General features: G+C 63.1%; 11 protein-coding genes. 9 read left to right on the forward strand and 2 right to left on the reverse strand.

Going from position 1 to position 17,956, the window contains the following annotated elements:
• Nucleotides 1-179: 179 nt before the first annotated feature.
• Nucleotides 180-11,318 (forward strand): LPD38 domain-containing protein, encoded by an 11,139-nt coding sequence (locus JYJ84_RS11745; RefSeq protein ID WP_205184140.1) that lies wholly within the window; start codon nt 180-182, stop codon nt 11,316-11,318.
• 41 nt (nt 11,319-11,359) lie between these two features.
• Here the strand turns inward: JYJ84_RS11745 and JYJ84_RS11750 are convergent, their stop codons facing one another.
• Complete coding sequence (locus JYJ84_RS11750) at nt 11,360-11,659, reverse strand: hypothetical protein (protein ID WP_175223137.1); 300 nt, start codon at nt 11,657-11,659, stop codon at nt 11,360-11,362.
• 170 nt (nt 11,660-11,829) lie between these two features.
• On the opposite strand from JYJ84_RS11750, the gene JYJ84_RS11755 reads away from it, so the two are divergent.
• The 7 genes from JYJ84_RS11755 to JYJ84_RS11785 all read left to right on the forward strand — a co-directional run bounded on the left by JYJ84_RS11755 (nt 11,830) and on the right by JYJ84_RS11785 (nt 15,982).
• A complete protein-coding gene (locus JYJ84_RS11755; RefSeq protein ID WP_175223138.1) occupies nt 11,830-12,165 on the forward strand; it encodes a holin in 336 nt (111 codons plus the stop codon).
• A complete protein-coding gene (locus JYJ84_RS11760) occupies nt 12,165-12,443 on the forward strand; it encodes a holin (RefSeq protein ID WP_236027619.1) in 279 nt (92 codons plus the stop codon). The genes JYJ84_RS11755 and JYJ84_RS11760 overlap by 1 nt, the downstream gene beginning before the upstream one ends.
• Nucleotides 12,430-12,924, forward strand: coding sequence for a glycoside hydrolase family protein (locus tag JYJ84_RS11765; RefSeq protein ID WP_175223140.1), 495 nt, complete (start codon nt 12,430-12,432; stop codon nt 12,922-12,924). The genes JYJ84_RS11760 and JYJ84_RS11765 overlap by 14 nt, the downstream gene beginning before the upstream one ends.
• Nucleotides 12,921-13,397: a DUF2514 family protein gene (locus JYJ84_RS11770; protein WP_175223141.1), complete on the forward strand. Its 477-nt coding sequence runs from the start codon at nt 12,921-12,923 to the stop codon at nt 13,395-13,397. The genes JYJ84_RS11765 and JYJ84_RS11770 overlap by 4 nt, the downstream gene beginning before the upstream one ends.
• A 518-nt stretch (nt 13,398-13,915) precedes the next feature.
• The gene (locus tag JYJ84_RS11775) at nt 13,916-15,172 is read left to right on the forward strand and encodes a site-specific integrase (protein ID WP_175223142.1); all 1,257 of its coding nucleotides are present in this window, start codon (nt 13,916-13,918) and stop codon (nt 15,170-15,172) included.
• Between the two features lie 80 nt (nt 15,173-15,252).
• Entirely contained in the window at nt 15,253-15,564 is a 312-nt protein-coding gene (locus tag JYJ84_RS11780; protein ID WP_175223143.1) for a type II toxin-antitoxin system HigB family toxin, read from the forward strand.
• Nucleotide 15,565: 1 nt separating this feature from the next.
• Complete coding sequence (locus JYJ84_RS11785) at nt 15,566-15,982, forward strand: type II toxin-antitoxin system HigA family antitoxin (protein WP_175223144.1); 417 nt, start codon at nt 15,566-15,568, stop codon at nt 15,980-15,982.
• A 174-nt stretch (nt 15,983-16,156) separates the two neighbouring features.
• Here JYJ84_RS11785 and JYJ84_RS11790 read toward each other — a convergent pair whose 3' ends face one another.
• A complete protein-coding gene (locus JYJ84_RS11790; RefSeq protein WP_236027621.1) occupies nt 16,157-16,489 on the reverse strand; it encodes an AlpA family transcriptional regulator in 333 nt (110 codons plus the stop codon).
• Between the two features lie 471 nt (nt 16,490-16,960).
• Here JYJ84_RS11790 and JYJ84_RS11795 point away from each other — a divergent pair.
• Nucleotides 16,961-17,956, forward strand: a 996-nt coding sequence (locus tag JYJ84_RS11795; RefSeq protein WP_205189197.1) for an ATP-binding protein, incomplete at its 3' end; no start/stop codon positions are given.

The following is a 17,956-nucleotide window of genomic DNA, read 5'->3' on the forward strand; positions in this document are numbered from 1 at the left end:
CGCTTCAGCAACGCGGCGACCTCGCGCAAAAAATCTGGGAACAGCGAGTCGCGCAGAGCCAGCAGCCGCGCGAACAGAAGCCGGCCGAGCGTCCGCTGACCGAATGGAACGAGCCGGAGCTGCGCGACCGCCTGCGCTATCTGACAAAGCAGGCCAAGCTCAACGGCGGCTGGACGAAGATGCTCACGACCGAGCGCGGCAAGGTGTCGGCCGAGATCGACCGCCGAAACGAGGGCGCGCCCGCGCCGGCCGAACCTGTGACCGCCGCGAAGGTCGAGGAGCCGGCGGCCGAAGCCGCGCGCGCGACGCTCACGCCCGAGCAGGTCGCGAAGAACAAGGAGGATGCGCTCTATCCGCGCGTGCTCGAGATGTTGCAGGGGCGCGAGGCGATCCGGCCACAGGACATCATGGCGGCGACGGACGTCGGCTACGAGCGCGCCTCCCGCGCACTGGAAACGGCCGAAGCCGAGGGCCATGTCGGTGCGCTCCGCGAGGACGGTACGCGCGAGGTAACGAACCCGCAGGAGGATACGAATGCTGGAACCGCTGTCAGTGCAGATCGGGCTGGTATTGATGCTCAAGCTCGCGCATCCGTTCAATCGAAGCCCGAGTCCGCTGCCGCTCAACCCGGTAGCGAGAGCGATTCGGCTGGGGCGCCTGCTGGAGCTGTCGCCGCCGACCAGCAATCGGCCGCAGTAAAGGACGCCTACGACGGCAAGTGGTTCGGCTCGCGCGAGAAGGCGCAGGGCTTCCTCGACAAGAAGAAGGCTGGCGAGACGCACGAGATCGTGCAGACGGGCAAGGTTCGGTTCGAGATCAAACCGAAGGTCGCCGAAGGCATGGAGCGCTTCGCGCCCGAAACCGGCACGCTCGGCATCCCGCGCGCAGAAATGCCGCAGGTGCCGACGCAATCGCACGGCGCGCTCGTGAACCACCTGAACGCGCAGGGCATCGAGCACGAAACGAAGATGGTGCCGGCCGCCGAGCTGAAGCCGACACAGGCTGAGTTCTCGCCAGAGAAGGTCGCGCAGGCGAAGGAAGCGGCCGGCGACCGTGCCGTGATCGTGTCCAACGACGGGCACATCATCGACGGCCACCACCAGGCGCTTGCCGCGGCCGAGGAAGGAAAGGACGTCAAGGCGATCGTGCTCGACGCGCCGGTCGACAAGGCGCTCAATGCCGTGAAGAACTCGCCGAGCGCGCAGCAGGCGGCCGACGATGCGGCGGCCCGCTGGGCCCGCGCGACCGACACTGAACGCGCTGCGTTCCTGTCGCGCGCTGGCTACAGCAACGACGGCAAGCTGAATCTCGCCGGCCGCCGGCTGCTGCGCTCTCCGCTCGATCAGATGGCGCCGTCTGCACGCGGCAAGATCGAATCGGCCATGCAGGCTCGCACCGCGCCGGCCGTGCAGCCGGTAGCAACGCCCGGTTCGGGTGTTCTGAAGCGCATGAACGAGCTCGTCCGTGCGAAGACGCTGGAGGAGGTCGACGCGGTTGCGCGTGCCGAGGATGCCGCATGGGCCGCGACCGATAAGCCGGAAGTGTCTCACGAGGCCGCGCATGCCGAGCTGATGCGCCGTATCGATCGGAAGCGCGAAACGATGCAGGACGAGCCGCAAGCAGAGCGCGATGACAGTTCCGCTGCGAAGCAGGCTGCCGCTCGCGATTTCGTCCGTGCCGCTCGCGAGAATGGCGCGAAGCAGGTCGCGGACGTCATGCCAGGCGTCAAGGACGGTCGGACGTTTCAGACCGGCGCCCCGTTCGTAAAGCCGGGCTTCATCATGGTGGATGGCCCGAAGGGCGAGCAGTTCCGCCTTGCCGACCTGTGGAAAGCGACCGAGCCGCCGGCGGCCACGCCGAAGAAGCCGGGCGCCAAGGTCGAACCGAACCGCGTGCATCGCGTGCTCGGCGACGCGCGCGAGGGCGATACCGTCACGCCGTCAGCCGACATCGGCTATGCGAAGGGCGGCCAGTCCTATGAGATCGAGCGAATCGGCCGGAACGGCGAGACGACCGTGCGCAACACCGCGACCAACGCGCGCACCACGTGGTCGCGCGCGGAGCTGGAGCGCGCCGCGCACCAGGGCGTAACGCTTGAAAAGCAGCAGTCGGCTGCCGAGCCGGCGCCGCAAAGCGATCTGACGAAAGCGCGCAACGACTTGATCGAAATGCGCACGCGCGTCGAGGAGCAAGGGCGCGTCGTGGACGACCGCCTGCTGGATAAGGTCCGCCAGCAGGAAAAGCTCGTGCGCGATCTGGAGGCCGCCAACGACGGCGCGCCGACTGAGCCTACGCCGCCGAATGGCACCGACCGCTTCGCAGGCAACAAACTGTTCACGGCCGACAAGGTGGAAGCAGCCCGCCAGCGTATGCGCTCGAAGCTGACGCAGTTGAACGCGGGGCTCGATCCCGAGCTGTTGACGGATGGCATGACGATCGCTGGCGCGTACATCGAGGCCGGTGTGCGCGACTTCACCGCGTATGCGAAGGCGATGACGTCTGACCTTGGCGACGCGGTGAAGCCCTATCTGCTGTCGTTCTGGGAGGCGGCACGGAACTATCCCGGCCTTGAAACTGAAGGCATGACCAGCGTGCAGGATTCGAAGCATCTGCACGATAGCCTCATTGCATCGCAATCAGCCTCATCTACAATGCAATCGAAGGAGGTTGCACAAAATGACGGAAACGCAACTGCTGGAAGTGCTGACCAAGGCGCTCCAGAGCAAAGCGCCGGACGCGTATCGTCGGATGCAGGCGGACGGGACACTGAACGCGTACCTGAGCAGTCTGCTCGACGTGACGCTGGAAGCGATCAGCGAGGCGCGGCAGAGCGCGATCGGCAATCTCGTGACGCAGGGCAATCCGCAGTACGTGGAGAAGCCGCTGCCGAGAACGCAGGCGATCAACATGGCGGAGAAGGCGGCCGAGGAGATCGCGCTCGCGCAAGCGATGGAGACGATCGAGGTGCTGTCAGCCGAGTCGGGAACGACCACCGGGTAAAGCCGGGCGAGTTGAAGCGTGCTGGTTCATGGCGCTCGACCGCTGAACAGAACGTTCGCATCGCCGAGCTCGTGAAGCAGCTCGAGCAGGAAGGCCGGCGGCCGACGTCGGATGAGGCCGAGCTGCTGACGAAGTTCACGGGCTGGGGCGCATCCGAGATCGCGAACAGCATCTTCCCCGACCGCTACGGCCGCTACAAGGATTCGCAGTGGCAGGCGCTCGGCGAGCGGCTGAAAGCCACGCTCACGCCCGAGCAGTATGAGCAGGCGAAGCGCACGACGCAGTACGCGCACTACACCAGCGAGGGCGTGATCCGCTCGATCTATGATGGTCTGCGCCGCCTGGGCTTCGCTGGAGGCAAGATGCTGGAGCCGGGAATGGGCATCGGCCTGTTCAAGGGGCTGATGCCCGACAGCATGGCTGCGACCAGCCAGTACACCGGTGTCGAATACGATGCGCTGACCGGCGCGATCGCGAAGCTGCTGTATCCGCAGAGCAACATCATCGTCGGCGACTTCACGAAAACCGCGATGCCGCGCGAGTTCTTCGACGCGGCGATTGGCAATCCGCCGTTCGCGTCCGTCGTCGTGACGAACGACCCCGAGTACAAGAAGCAGGGGTTCATGCTGCACGACTACTTCTTCGCCAAGACGCTTGACCGCGTGAAGCCAGGCGGCATGCTCGTGTTCGTCACCAGCAAGGGCACGATGGACAAGGCGAGCGACCGCGCACGCCGCTACCTCGCCGACCGCGCAAACCTGATCGGCGCCGTCCGGCTGCCGCAGACTGCATTCAAGGACAACGCCGGCACGGAAGTCGTGACGGATGTGCTGTTCCTCCAGAAGCGCGGCGCTGGCGTCGAGGACAACGGCGTGAAGTGGCTCGGCACGGCCGAAGTGCAGACGCCGCAGGGCCTGGCCCAGATCAACGAGTATTTCGCCGCGCACCCGGAAATGGTGCTCGGCGCGCACGCTCTGACCGGCAGCATGTACCGCGCGAACGAGTACACCGTCATGCCCGAGCCGGGCGTCGACATGGATGCCGCGTTCGCGAAGGCGATCGCGAACCTGCCCGAGGGCGTCTACCAGCCGGGCGCGAAGAACCCGGCCGCGTCGAAGGCCGTGGCGCTGGAGCGCGATTTCAACCCGACCCACAGGAAAGAGGGCGGCCTGTACGTTGGCGAAAGCGGCAACCTGATGCAGGTCGACAGCGGCACGGGCATCGAGCTGACGCACCGCCGCGGCGCGGATGGCAAGCAGATCGCGCTGAAGCCCTCTGACAAGGCGTTCCTGAAGTCGTGGACGGGCTTGCGCGACGCACTGAAACAGGCGCAGCTCGATCAGCTTTCGGATGGTGCGTGGGAGAAATCGCTCAAGGCGCTGTCCGATGCCTATGATGGGTTCGTGGCGAAGCACGGCAATCTCCTCGCGTACTCGACGATCACCCGCACGGCCGACGACGGTGTGGAGACGGTGACGAAGCGGTTCAAGAACGACCCGCTGCTGCGCCTCGACGTCGACGGAGCTCTCGCATACTCGCTCGAGCACATCAAGGAAAATGGCGACATCATCAAGGCACCGGTTCTGTCGGAGCGCGTGCTCCAGCGTCCGCGCGAGCCGGAGATCAAGACGACGAACGATGCGATGTTCGTGTCGCTCAACAACAAGGGCGTGCTCGACCTCGACGACGTGGCACGCCTGTCGAGCATGAGCCGGCAGGACGTCATCGACGCGCTTGGCACCTCGATCTATCAAGACCCGGCGAAGGGCTGGCAGACGTCGGATGCGTATCTGTCCGGCAACGTCGTGCGCAAGCTCGCCGAGGCGCAGGCCGCCGCGCGCAGCGACCGCAAGTATCAGCGCAACGTCGAGGCGCTGCTGGCCGTGCAGCCGAAGCCGCTCGGCCCGACCGACATCACGGTGAAGCTGGGCCAGAACTGGATTCCGGCCAGCGACGTCGCGGCATTCGCGAGCGAGGCGCTGAACGAGAACATCGACGTCAGCTACAACTCGCGGCTCGGCAACTGGTCGGCAGAGCAGACCGGATCGAACTATTCGGAGTTCAATGCCCCGAAGATGAACGCCGGGCAGATCCTCGACGCGGTGCTGAACAACCGCCAGATCAAGGTCACGTTCCGCGACGACCAGGGCAAGACGCATGTCGATGCAGAGGCGACCGAGAAGGCCAACGACGTCGCGCAGAAGATGCGCGCCGCGTTCAGCCGCTGGATTTGGACGGACACGAAGCGCTCCGACCGGCTCGTCAACCACTACAACGAGAATTTCAACAACATCGCCCCGCGCCAGTTCGACGGCTCGCACCTGACGCTGCCGGGCGTGTCGCTGCGCTTCGACCTCCGCGAGAACCAGAAGCGCGCCATCTGGCGCGGCATTCAGGAAGGAGACATGTACCTTGCTCACGCAGTCGGCGCTGGCAAGACGTTCACGATGATCGCGACGGGTATGGAGGAGCGCCGGCTCGGTCTGTCCAACAAGCCGATGTATGCGGTGCCGAACCACATGCTCGCGCAGTTCGCGCGCGAGTTCCTTGAGCTGTACCCGGCCGCGAACATCATGGTCGCCGACGAGCAGAATTTCCACACGCACAACCGCCGCCGGTTCGTCGCGCAGGCCGCGCTGAACAACCCGGATGCGATCATCATCACGCACTCGGCTTTCGGCCGCATCGGCATGTCCGACGAGTACGCCGCCGCGTTCATCCGCGACCAGATCGGCGAGTGGAAGACGGCGCTTGCCGAGACGGACAAGGGCGACCGCATCACGCGCAAGCAGATCGAGCGCCGGATCGAGCAGCTTGAGCGACGGCTGGAGGCGAAGCAGGGCGGCGAGAAGAAGGACAAGGTGCTGTCGTTCGAGGAGCTTGGCGTCGACCGCTTGTTCGTCGACGAGGCACACGAATTCCGGAAACTCGACTTCGCGACGCAGCAGAGCAACATCAAGGGCATCGACCCGTCAGGCTCGCAGCGTGCGATGGACCTGTTCATGAAGGCGCAATACCTGCGCAGCAAGAAGCCGGGGCGCGCGCTTGTGATGGCGTCTGGCACGCCGATCACGAACACGATGGGCGAGCTCTACACCGTTCAACGCTTCTTCCAGCCGGAGCAGATGGCCGAGGACGGCCTCGACACGTTCGACGCATGGTCGAACCAGTACGGTGACGTCGTTGCGGGCTTTGAGCAGAACGCGGCCGGCGGCTATGAGGTCGTGAGCCGCTTCGCGAAGTTCCAGAACGTGCCGGAGCTGATGCGCCGCGTGCGCTCGTTCATGGACATCCTGACGAGCTCGCAGCTCTCGCAATATGTCGACCGCCCCGCGATCGACGGCGGCGGCCGTCAGATCATGGTCACGCCCGAGCCGTTCGGCTACAAGGCATACCAGAAGGCGCTTGAGCAGCGCATCACGGCGATCCGGAACCGGAAGGGCCCGCCATCGAAGGGGCAGGACATCATCCTGAACGTGATCGCGGACGGCCGTTTTTCTGCAATCGATATGCGTTTCGTCGACCCGACCGCCCCGAGCGACCCGAACAGCAAGCTGAACCAGATGCTCGACGCGGTGATCGCCGACTACCACGCGGCGGCCGACTACGAGTACACGACGAACGGCAAGGTCGACCCGAATAAGGGCGCGTCGCACATCATCTTTACCGACATCGGGCTCGGCGAGCAGTCCGCGAAGAACCGCGGCTTCGACATGAAGGCGTGGATCGAGAAGCGCCTGACGGACGGCGGCGTCGCGCGCGAGCACATCGCGTTCATGCGCGACAACAAGGAGCATGCGAAGAAGGAGCGGCTGTTTGCCGACATGCGCGAGGGCAAAAAGCGCGTGTTGGTCGGTGGCAAGGACATGGAAACCGGCGTCAACGTGCAGAAGCGCCTCTACACCGAGGAGCATCTGGACGCACCGTGGTTCCCTGCGTCCGTCGAGCAGCGCGAAGGCCGCATCATTCGCCAGGGCAACCAGAACAAGCAGGTGCGCATCCGCGCGTGGGCGACGAAGGGCAGCTACGACTCGACCATGTGGGGCATGAACGGCCGCAAGGCGAGGTTCATCGAGCAGGCGCTCAATGGTGACGATAGTGTGCGTTCGCTGGAGGATGTATCGGAGGCGTCGGCGTTCGACATGGCCGCCGCGCTGGCATCCGGCGACGAGCGCTATCTGAAGATGGCTGGCCTGAAGGCCGACGTCGAGCGCCTGGAGCGCCTGAGCTACGCGCACCACGACGAGCAGAACAAGCTTCGACGCGACAAGCACTGGGCTGAGACTCAGGTTGAACGCGACAACATGCTTGCGGGCGAGATCAAGGCTGCGCTCGAAAAGCGCACGCCGATCCGCGCGGGCGAGTTCACCGGCATGGTCGGCAAGACAGCCTATGACAAGCGCGACGAGTTCTCTGGTGCGATCTTCAACCGTTTCAAGGAGCTGGCCGGCAAGGAAACCGACACCGCCGAGCAGATCGGCGAGATCGGCGGCTTCCCGATCATGTTTCACGGCACGCAGTTGAAGGGCTCCGGCGAGTACATCGCGGCCGTGTCGGTCGACATCCCCGGCGACCCTGCGCCGCTCGTGTCTCTCCCGCTCGACCCAGACCTGCCGGTCGGCGGTATTGCGACGCGCGCAGCGAATCAGGTGAACAACCTCGATAACCAGCTCGCGCAGCTCACTGCCCGCGTGCAGCAGAACGAGCGCCGCGTCGACCAGATCGGCAACCGCCTGGGCGCGCCGTTCCCCGAACAGGCCGAGCTTCTGGAAAAGATGGCACAGCTCAACTCACTGGAGTCCGAGTTGACCTCTGAGAAAGCGGCCGAGAATGCACCGGCGCCTTCGTCCGATGCAGCGGCGGCGACGGTAGAGGTGGAGGGTCGCACGGACGAGACGCGTTACAGCGCCGCGGCGGACGTTGCGCGCGATGGGCACGCCGCGCTCACGGCTGATACGCTGGCACAGACGCTGAAAGGGGGCGAATTCGGCGATGCCGTGTCGCGCATGATCGAATCGGGTAGTGTGGTGCTGCACGATACCGCACAATCAATTCCGGTCGCGAACGCGCCGGCCAATGTGCGAGGCGCGACGACGCCTGACGGAACGATCCACCTCGTCGCAGCGAACTTGACGCCCGAGTCGGCCGCCGCCGTTTTGCTGCACGAGGCTTTCCACCAAGGGGCCCAACGCCTTGTCGGCTCGGATGCATGGTCAAAATTGCTCGGCCGGCTGAAGGCTCTCCACAGCCAAGCGCGGCAGTCGAACGGCCGGGCGCGGCAATTCTTCGATGCTGCGCGCGAGCGCGTCGCGTCGGCGCAGCGCGACGGGGCAGCCGTGCCGGAGATGACCGCCGAGGAGTTTGGCGCATACACGGTCGAGCACTACGACCAAGCGCCGGCGGCGTTCGCGCGGTGGGTCGATGACGTTGCGGGAGGCGTCAAGGCATGGTTGCTGCGCCGGTTCGGGAAGCAGCTCGGTGCTGTCACTCCGGCGCAACTCCGCGCACTGGCAGCCGCTGCGCTGCGCGACCACGCTGGCGGCCCGACCGATGGTGCTCGCTTCTCAGTGGGCGGGCAGCAGGCGAACCCGCCTGCGCCGGGTGGGCTCACGCCTCCCGCGCCGTCGCGGTTCGATCGCCTGCAAGCCACCGTTCAGGACAACATGAACCGCGTGAAGCAGGTGCAGGAGCGGATCAAGAAGCTGACCGGCGTGAAGGAGCTCGGCAACTACGACTACTACCGCGCCGAGGCTAACCGGCCGGGCCGCGTTGCTGCGCGCCTTGAGGATGCGAAGAAGCAGCTCACTGGCCCGCTGATGGAGCGCCTCGCGAAGTCAGGGCATACGCCCGAGCAGCTCGAGGAGCTCCTGCATGCGCAGCATGCGCAGGAGCGGAACGAACGCATCGCGGCGATCAACGAGGCCATGCCGGATGGCGGCTCGGGCATGACGACGGCGGACGCGAACGCGACCATCGCGAAGTACGCCGGCAACGCCGAGCTGCAATCGATCGCGGATCAGGCTCGCGACATCGCGCGCGCAACACTCGACCTGAAGCATGCCTACGGCCTCATCAGCCAGGAGGACCATGACACGCTCGCGAAGGCGTACAAGAACTACGTGCCGCTGAAGGGCGACGGTGAGTACGGCCCGAAGGTCAAGCGTGCAATGGGCCACGAGGAGCGTGACGAGCACATCCTCCAGAACATCGCGCGCGACTACGATCAAGCCGTGGTCGTGGGTGAAAAGAACCTCGCGCGTCAGTCACTCCTCGCGCTGGTAGCCGACAATCCCGACAGGGAGCTGTGGACGATCGGCGTGCCGCCGCGCGGGCGCTATGTCGCCGGCAAGGTGTACAACGTGGTCGATGGCGGTGGGCAGACGGTCGGCTCATTTGCCACTCGCTCGCAGGTGAATGCATTCCTTGAGGGCTCCGGGCCGCAGGCGGCGACGTATCAGGTGCTCGACTCGAACGGCGACCGCGTGGCCGAGTTCGTGAAGCCGCTGCAAGACAACGAGGTCATGGTCTACGTGAAGGGCGAGCCCGTGCGTATCCAGATCAACGACGAAGCGCTCGCGCATCAGATTCGCCCGCTCGATCAGGCGCGCATGCACCCGATCCTTGAAATGATGCGCGGCGTGAACCGCTACTTCTCGAAAATCTACACGGGGTACAACCCGGCGTTCATCCTGCGCAACGCATCGCGCGATGCGCTGACGGGCACGATCAATATGGTCGGGCACGAGGGCGCCGCCGTCGCGGCGAAGGCATGGGCGAAATACCCGGCCGCCGTGAAGGCGCTCGGTCAGTGGGCGGCAACCGGAAAGGAGCCGGCCGGAGACGTCGGCAAGCTCCTGAAGGAATACCGAATGCACGGCGGCAAGACTGGCGCATCGTGGATGTCCGATCTTGAGGCGCAGGGCAAATCGCTGGAGCAGATGTACGAGGACGCCTACGGCGCGCGGGGCTACCTGAAGGATGGACAGAACCTGAAAGCAGCGAAGGTCGCCGGCCGCAAGATCGTCGGCGGCATGGCGCATGTCGTCGAGATCGCCAATCAGGCGACTGAGAATGCGCTGCGGCTGTCGCTCTATATGGCGCTGCGCGGTCAGGGTGAGACGCCGGGTCGCGCCGCGCAGGCGGCCAAGAGCGTGACGGTCGACTTCGACCGCAAGGGCACGATGACGCCGGCGCTCGGCGCGATTTACCTGTTCCTGAACCCGGCGATCCAAGGCACGGCGAATGCCATGCGCACGCTGGCGAGCGGCGAGCATCGCGGGCAGGCGCTCGTTGCGCTCGGCATGCTGGCGACGCTCGGCTTCTTCGCCGGTGCGGCCGGCATGGACGACGACAAGGATCGGTGGCTTGGCGAGGGGTGGGATACGCGCACGAAGAACTTCATCTTTGGGATCGGCAATCACACGCTGCGCGTGCCGCTGTCGCAGGAATTCTCACCAGCCTATGCGTTCGGCGTCGCGATGGCGGAGGCGACGCGCGGCGAAGGTGCGATGAAGTCGGCAGCGCGCATGGTGTCGTCATTCCTCGACGCCTACTTCCCGCTGAACGGCGCGTACAACCCGGACAGCGACAACCACACGCTCGACGCGTTCATGTCGTCTGTGCCGACCGTCATCAAGCCGCTGGCTGAGACGGCTGCGAACCGCAACCACTTCGGCAGCCAGATCGTGCCGGATACTCCGTCGACGAAGGCGCAGCCCGATAACCTGAAGATGTTCCGCGGCACGAAGGGCTCGGTGTACGACGCGCTCGCGCAGCAGATCGCGGCGGCCGGAGAGCTGACTGGCGCGCGGCGCTACGAGAACGACCTCACGAAGGTCAGCCCGGAGACGCTGAAATACATCTGGCGCACCTACACGGGCGGTCTGGGCCAGTTCGTGACCGACTCGATCGGCGCAGCGGGGCTCGCGGGGTCGGACATCAGCAGCATGTCGAGCAGCGATGTGCCGATCGTGAAGGACTTCTGGCGCCAGAACGACGTGAAGCCGCTGCGCAGCCGGTACTACGACCTCGCGCGCGAGGCGAAGGCCGCTGCCGACGAGTTTCACGTCGCGAAGAAGGCGGCGGACGGCGAAGCGCTCGACGACATCTTTGCGCGGCCTGAGCAGGCGGAGATGATTTCGCTCGATCGTATGACCCAGCGCTATGGCAAGGCGATTTCGGCGATTCGTGATGAGGAGGTGACGATCAACGCAGACAAGGCGCTGTCGACTGCTGAGAAGCGTGCGCGCCTGAAGGAACTGGAGGGCGATGAGGAGTCGCTGTACCGGAGTGCGCTGGACGCCTTCCGGCGGCCGTGACGAGCGGCGCGCGCCGAGGTGCTCGGCGCCCCCGCGCCTCGTCAGCGTTTCGCCTGATCTTCCTTCTCGATCCGGCGAACAGCTTCCTTCACACGCCACAGCCGCTCGACTTCGGCCATAGCAGCGGCCTCGACAGCCTCGCGGATGAACGACGACTTCGAGCGGATTGCCTTGTTCTCGACCAGATAGTCGAGCTGCAACATCAGCGGCTCGGGGAACGGGACGTTGATGCCGATTTTTTTGGTTGGGTCGCCATTCGTCCACGGCGTATCTTCACGCGACTTCGCGACGCGTTTGTCGGTCGCGGCAGGCAGGCGGCGGCGCGGGGCAGTGTTTGCCATAGGGGCTCCAGTAGTACGGTGTCGCACTATGCGAATCGATGTCGGAGAGGATGGCATCGGAGCATCCAGTGGGGTAGCACACATCAGTGATTAATGGTTATGAAATCGAACCGATTGGGGTAAAATCTGCCCAAAATGTTAGGGTGATCCGACGAGGAAGGGCGGAATTCATGGCTGAACCGACTACGAGCGCTATCGCTGCCGCGGGCGCGCTTCTCGCGAAGATCGTTCCCGGAGCGATCGGCTCGCTGATCGCGCTGCGATTCATCGGCGACGGCCTGACCGGTCGCCAGAAAGCGATGTCGTTTGTTACTGGCGCCGCTTTCTCATACTTCATCGCACCGGCCATCGTCGTTTGGTGTGGCATCACAGACAGCGGCGCGCAGCAGGCCATCGGGTTTCTCGTCGGGCTTTTCGGGCTGGCGATCGCGAAAGAGCTGTTCAAAGAAATCAATAACGCAGACTTCATCGGGGCTTTGAAACGGCGCTTCCTGGGAGGTCAGTGATGGTCACGATTTTCGTTTTTGCAAACCTCATCATCCTCGCGTTCTGCATCTGGATCGCGGTCACGGACGCGATTGCGACGGGATGGTGGGGCACGGTCGGTTTCTCGATCATCGGCTTGTCGGCGGCCGTCAACGTCCTGAAGCCGATCCGCATGCTTCCTGCGATTGACTTGCCCGAGACGCTGATGATGATCGGCATGGCGATCGTGTGCCTGTGGGTGATGGGACGCAAAGCTTACTGGTGGACGAAGGAGTACAAGCAGAATGGCGCGCATTGACGTAGCAGCGGCGGGCGGCAAGAACCGCATCGCCTTCATCGACATGATTGCCGCGAGCGAGATCGGCCCCGCGCTGCTCGCGAAGTCGGACGACGGTTACAACGTGCTCGTCGGCGCGACGCCGGCGCGGCCGCTGCTGTTCTCCGAATACGCGGCGCATCCCAACATCCTGAACCGCAATATTCCGGTTCCGTCGACGGCCGCCGGCCGCTACCAAATTCTGTTTCGCTGGTGGCGCATCTACCAGGCTCAGATGAAGCTGCCTGATTTCGGCCCGGTGTCGCAAGACCGCTACGCGTTGCAGCAACTGCGTGAGCATGGTGCGCTGCCGTTGATCGATGCAGGTCGGTTTCGTGAGGCTGTCGCGAAGGTGTCGAACGTGTGGGCCAGTCTGCCGGGCGCCGGCTACGGCCAGCACGAGAACGGCATCGAGCGATTGCAGGCGGCCTATCAGGCGGCCGGCGGCCAGGTGACGGCATGACGATCCTCGACCCGCGCGTCTGGCTGGCCTTCATTGTCTCGCTCGCGATCACAGCCGGCGGCTGCTACTTCAAGGGCCACGCCGATGGCGTACGCACGGCTGCCGTCGCCGCACAGAAGGCGCAGCTCGCCGCTGTCGATGCAGCCCGCGCCGAAGAAGAACGCCGCACCGCGGCACAACAGGAGAACGCAGATCATGCTGCGAAAGAACGTGACCAGGCGCGCGCCGATGCTGCTGCCGCTGCTTCTGCTGCTGACAGCCTGCGCAAGCAAGTCGCCGTGCTCGTCGAGCGTGCCCGCCATCCCGCCGTTACCGCCGGAAGCTCGGCAGCCGGCGACGCCCTCGACCTGCTTGCCGACGTGCTCGGCCGCGCTGACCAGCGCGCGGGGGAGTTGGCAGAGTACGCTGACCGCGCCCGCATCGCCGGCCAGCAGTGTGAGCGCAACTACGACGCGTTGACGTCGGGCAAATAGTCTCTCCTCCCCGTGGAATTGGGGTTGCCCCGGCTGTTGCGGCCGGGGCTTTTTTTCGTCCGCTGCTGGTAAAATCGTGGCTCGGGAGCTGTCGAAGGGCAGCTTTTTTTGCGAATGGCATTGCTCGTGGTATTGCTTGTTCCGACATTGCCTTGAGCATTGATTTGTATGTGTTTTTTCTCCTCGTAAACAATCGAGTGGGAGTGAGTTTAGGTTCTTCGAGGACTATCGCTAGCTATCGAAAAACTGCCATAACGTGTTGATTTTAAAGTAAATACGTCCCGGCATCTATCGGTGGCTATCGCTGGCCAGCAAAATAAGTTGGCGGTAGATCTGACGGTAAAAATCGAGGCCAGATTAAGACATTCTCGTTCACTATTCAGACTTTTACCGTCTTTGACGGTAAAAGTCTTCTCGGGAAAGCTTGTTTTACGCGGCTTTCCGGGCATCAACAGGTCTCCCGATCCCTGACGGTAAAACCTGACGGTAAAGCCGTCAAAATACCGGAGGAAACCTCGATGCTCACCGACGCTGCACTACGCAATCTCAAGCCTAAGTCCAAGATTTATAAGGCTTCTGACCGCGACGGGATGTACGTGACGGTATCGCCCAGCGGTACTATCACCTTCCGCTACGATTACCGTCTCAACGGTCGCCGCGAAACGCTAACCCTCGGGCGCTATGGCCCTGACGGTATTTCGCTGGCGATGGCGCGCGAACTACTCCTGGACGCACGCAAAGCCGTTCTCAAAGGCACGTCGCCCGCGCTTGAAAAGCAGCGCGAGAAACGGCGCGTGACCGACATCAAGACCTTCGGCACGGCGATGGACACATTTTTGGCTCATGCACGATGGGCCGATAGCACCCGCGCCGCGCGCAAGCACATCATTGACCGGGACATCCTGCCGGTTTTCCGCAATCGCCTATTGACCGAAATCCAGCCTGACGACCTGAGGACTTTGTGTGGCAAGGTCAAGGAGCGGGGGGCACCGGCTACGGCGGTGCAGATTCGGGACATCGTGAAGCAGGTCTACGTCCACGCCATCGCTCACGGGGAAAAGGTGGACAACCCCGCCGACAGTGTGGGGCCATCCACGATCGCTACCTTCGTGCCGAAGGATCGTGCCTTGTCCCCGCTGGAGATCCGGCTGATGGTGCAGCAGATGGAATCGGTGGCGACCTATCCGACCATCAAGCTGGCGTTGCGCCTGATCCTGCTGACGCTGGTGCGCAAGAGCGAATTGATCCAGGCCACCTGGGATGAGGTCGATTTCGAGAACAAGACCTGGACAATTCCGAAGCAGCGGATGAAGGGGCGTAATCCACATGTGGTCTATCTGTCGCGCCAGGCGCTCGACATTTTCGTGACGCTGCACGCTTGCGCGGCCGGTTCACGGTTCGTTTTCCCATCTCGTTACGATGCGCAGCGATACATGTCCAATGCGACATTGAATCGCGTCACAGGACTTGTGGCAGAGGCCGCACAAGCCAAGGGACTGCCGCTGCAACCATTCACCGTCCATGATCTGCGCCGTACCGGCTCAACGCTGTTGAACGAAATCGGCTTCAACCGCGACTGGATCGAGAAGTGCCTGGCGCACGAGGAGGGGCGTTCCTCGCGCGCGGTCTACAACAAGGCCGAGTACGCCGAGCAGCGGCGCCACATGCTGCAAGAGTGGGCCAATCTGGTCGATGCGTGGGGCAGTGGCGAGACCTACCGGCCGAAGCTGATGCCGGAAAACGTGGCTGCGCCGGCGTTGAGCGCGATGGCTTGAGCTGGCTGACTTGCCTCGATGGCGGAAGTTGACAAAAAGTCAACTCTTGCTTATCCTTTTATCCGTGAGCATGGAACGACATGCACGTCATATCCAGAAAGCCGTTCAGCGACGCAGCAAAGGCTTATCCGAACGACGCCGAAGCGATCGACCGCACGTACCGGGTGCTGCGATCCGGCGATTTCGATACGCCGCAGGCATTGCGGCAGGTTTTTCCGTCGCTGGACAACTTCAAGTACAAGGACAAGTGGTGGGTGCTGGACATCGGCGGCAACAATCTTCGACTGATTGCCTTCATCGAGTTCAGCGATAACCGTATGTACGTTAAGCACATCACAACCCATGCCGAGTACGACAAGCTTTGCAAACGCTACCGGAAGGAGGGTGACTGAAATGGGATTTGCCGCCATCAAGGAACGAGCCCATGCCTTGTTCGACGAGGCGGGTTTTATTGGCCATATCGCCAATGAGGACGACTACGCCCAGGCGCTGGCGTTGATGGATGAACTGGTCAAGGACTACGAGGCCAACCGCGCGCTGATCGAGATCCTGGCCCGTTCCATCGAAATCTGGGAAAACGAGTCCGATGAGTTTGCGGCGTTCAACGCGCGCGTGGCGAAGCTGGGTGGCGTTGACGTACTCCGGTTGCTGATGGAGCAGCATGGGTTGGGCGTGGCCGACCTGCCGGAGATTGGGAGCAAGTCGCTGGTATCGAAGATTCTCAATGGCCGAGGCCGCAATCTGACTCGCGATCACATCGCGGCATTGAGCAAGCGGTTCTCGGTCAGCCCGGCTGTTTTCTTCGGTTGATGAGTTGATTCCTGCACCGGTGCGTGAGGGTGACGCGTCGATCCGGCACTTGGCGGACGTGTTGGACGCGGCGCGGGTGGCTTTGCAAGTCAATGTGAAGAGGAAGGCTGGCGGTTGCCGCGCTCGGCGCCCAAGGAGCCGGAAGCCTTGTTTGGTGCGAGTCGCTGCCCAGCCTCATTCCTCACTCGAACCCAACCGAACAGGGCGGGCTTTTCGTAGGCGGACATCCGGCTTCGAGATACCGTCGCGAGGGGCGTGCTTGCGCTGCTCGATCCACGCTTCCACTTCGGCCAAGTCCCACACGACGCAGCGCGGCGTCAGATTGAAGCGGCGCGGGAACTCGCCGCGGCTCTCCATTTCGTAGATCGTCGTTTCGGCCAGGGGGACGATCTGCCGCAGCTCTTGGCGGCGGATGGTGCGGCGGAAGGGTAACGTTTTAGTCGCAAGGAATTGGGGCAATTCGGCGTATGCAGCCGAGCCAGGCAGTGGGGCGGCAAGGCCGGGCATTTGCTCCGCTTGAACTGTATTGGTGAGCTGTACGGTTGCTCCGTTTGCCATGTTGGGCTCCGCAGGTGGCCGCTAATCGCCGCCAAATGGTCCGATCATGGATGCATGATGAAGATAGGTGACTATCGGAGCAACTCAGTGCAGCGTACGTGGGAGTGTTCAATCCAGGCGACACGTTGTGAAATCAGACGCTCGATGGAGAAGTGCCGATATGAGTCGTTGTTTCGCGAGCCCGTACTGAAGTTCTTGGATGCGTCGTGCATCGGCTTCAAGCAGAAACGCTAGTTGGTAAGCGACGGCGCATGGCTGAGGATGGCAGGGGTGAAGTGCCGAACTGCCCGCATGGACATGATCGGCCTCCATCGGCGATCATGTGATAATACTGGGTTATTACGTGTGCCGCTGTGCATGCCCACGCAAATAAAATACGGATACTTTCACGTCCACCGTACCATAACACTGGAGTTGTCGATGGCTACATCGTCTCGCCGCGTTGCGCCGGCCAATGGCAGTCGACCGAGCCGTCCTGCCAAGGCAGTTTCCATGCAGCGCGCGAGTCCTGAGGCATCGCCTTCTCCTTACCACTTACGCATTTCACGCCTGACCGTCGACAAGCTCGGCGTGAAACTCTACGACAAGGCAAGCGCAGTCGTTGCGGAACTCATTGCTAACGGCTACGACGCAGATGCCGAAACCGTCAGGGTCCGCCTGCCCTTGAATATCCAACTTGCCTCCAAAGCGGGGGGGCAATTGGCTGATTTGGGTTACGTGATCGAAGTAGAAGACGATGGTCACGGTATGACGCCGGAAGAAGCCATCAATTTCTACCTACGGGTGGGGGCCGATCGTCGTACGCGTGTGGGTCAGGACGGTAGTCGGTCACGAAAAAAGAAGCGTCCCGTGATGGGGCGGAAAGGAATTGGCAAACTCGCTCCTTTTGGTATCTGCCGGCGCATCGAGGTGTGGTCTGCCGGAGGCGCTAAGACTGCGAAGGGGTATGCCGTCACGCACTTTTTCATGGACTTCGAAAAGATCGTGACGGACGAAGACGATTCGGTTCCGTTGGAAGTCGGAAGCGATGATCGTACGTGGAGCAAGACGACGGGGACGCGCATCAGGCTCACCTCATTTCTTGCTAAACGTGTCCCTGACCTCGATACGTTTCTGCGCCAATTGGCCGTCCGTTTCACATTTGCGAAGCCTGACTTCAAGATTCTCATCGCTGATGCGATGAACGATCGAGCCAAACCGGTCAAGGTCAATCCGCTGGACATTCCTCTCTTGCCTGGATCGAAGATTGATCTGTCCAGTCGCCCCGTCATTGCTGACGACGGAACTGCGCTTCAGGTTTCCGGTTGGCTGGGAATGGCGAAGGAGGCGTACAAGAACGAAGAAATGATGGGGGTGCGCATCTATGCTCGTGGGAAGATTGCGGGCGTAACGCGTGACTTCAATCAGCCGGCAGGC

It is taken from the genome of Burkholderia sp. LMG 13014, assembly GCF_905232215.1.
Lineage (GTDB): Bacteria > Pseudomonadota > Gammaproteobacteria > Burkholderiales > Burkholderiaceae > Burkholderia.

Bases quoted from the DNA above. Each gene is read 5' to 3' on its own strand.
- JYJ84_RS11745 (WP_205184140.1), top strand. From the start codon at position 180: ATGCTCACGACCGAGCGCGGCAAGGTGTCGGCCGAGATCGACCGCCGA.
- JYJ84_RS11750 (WP_175223137.1), bottom strand. From the start codon at position 11,659: ATGGCAAACACTGCCCCGCGCCGCCGCCTGCCTGCCGCGACCGACAAA.
- JYJ84_RS11755 (WP_175223138.1), top strand. From the start codon at position 11,830: ATGGCTGAACCGACTACGAGCGCTATCGCTGCCGCGGGCGCGCTTCTC.
- JYJ84_RS11760 (WP_236027619.1), top strand. From the start codon at position 12,165: ATGGTCACGATTTTCGTTTTTGCAAACCTCATCATCCTCGCGTTCTGC.
- JYJ84_RS11765 (WP_175223140.1), top strand. From the start codon at position 12,430: ATGGCGCGCATTGACGTAGCAGCGGCGGGCGGCAAGAACCGCATCGCC.
- JYJ84_RS11770 (WP_175223141.1), top strand. From the start codon at position 12,921: ATGACGATCCTCGACCCGCGCGTCTGGCTGGCCTTCATTGTCTCGCTC.
- JYJ84_RS11775 (WP_175223142.1), top strand. From the start codon at position 13,916: ATGCTCACCGACGCTGCACTACGCAATCTCAAGCCTAAGTCCAAGATT.
- JYJ84_RS11780 (WP_175223143.1), top strand. From the start codon at position 15,253: ATGCACGTCATATCCAGAAAGCCGTTCAGCGACGCAGCAAAGGCTTAT.
- JYJ84_RS11785 (WP_175223144.1), top strand. From the start codon at position 15,566: ATGGGATTTGCCGCCATCAAGGAACGAGCCCATGCCTTGTTCGACGAG.
- JYJ84_RS11790 (WP_236027621.1), bottom strand. From the start codon at position 16,489: ATGCCCGGCCTTGCCGCCCCACTGCCTGGCTCGGCTGCATACGCCGAA.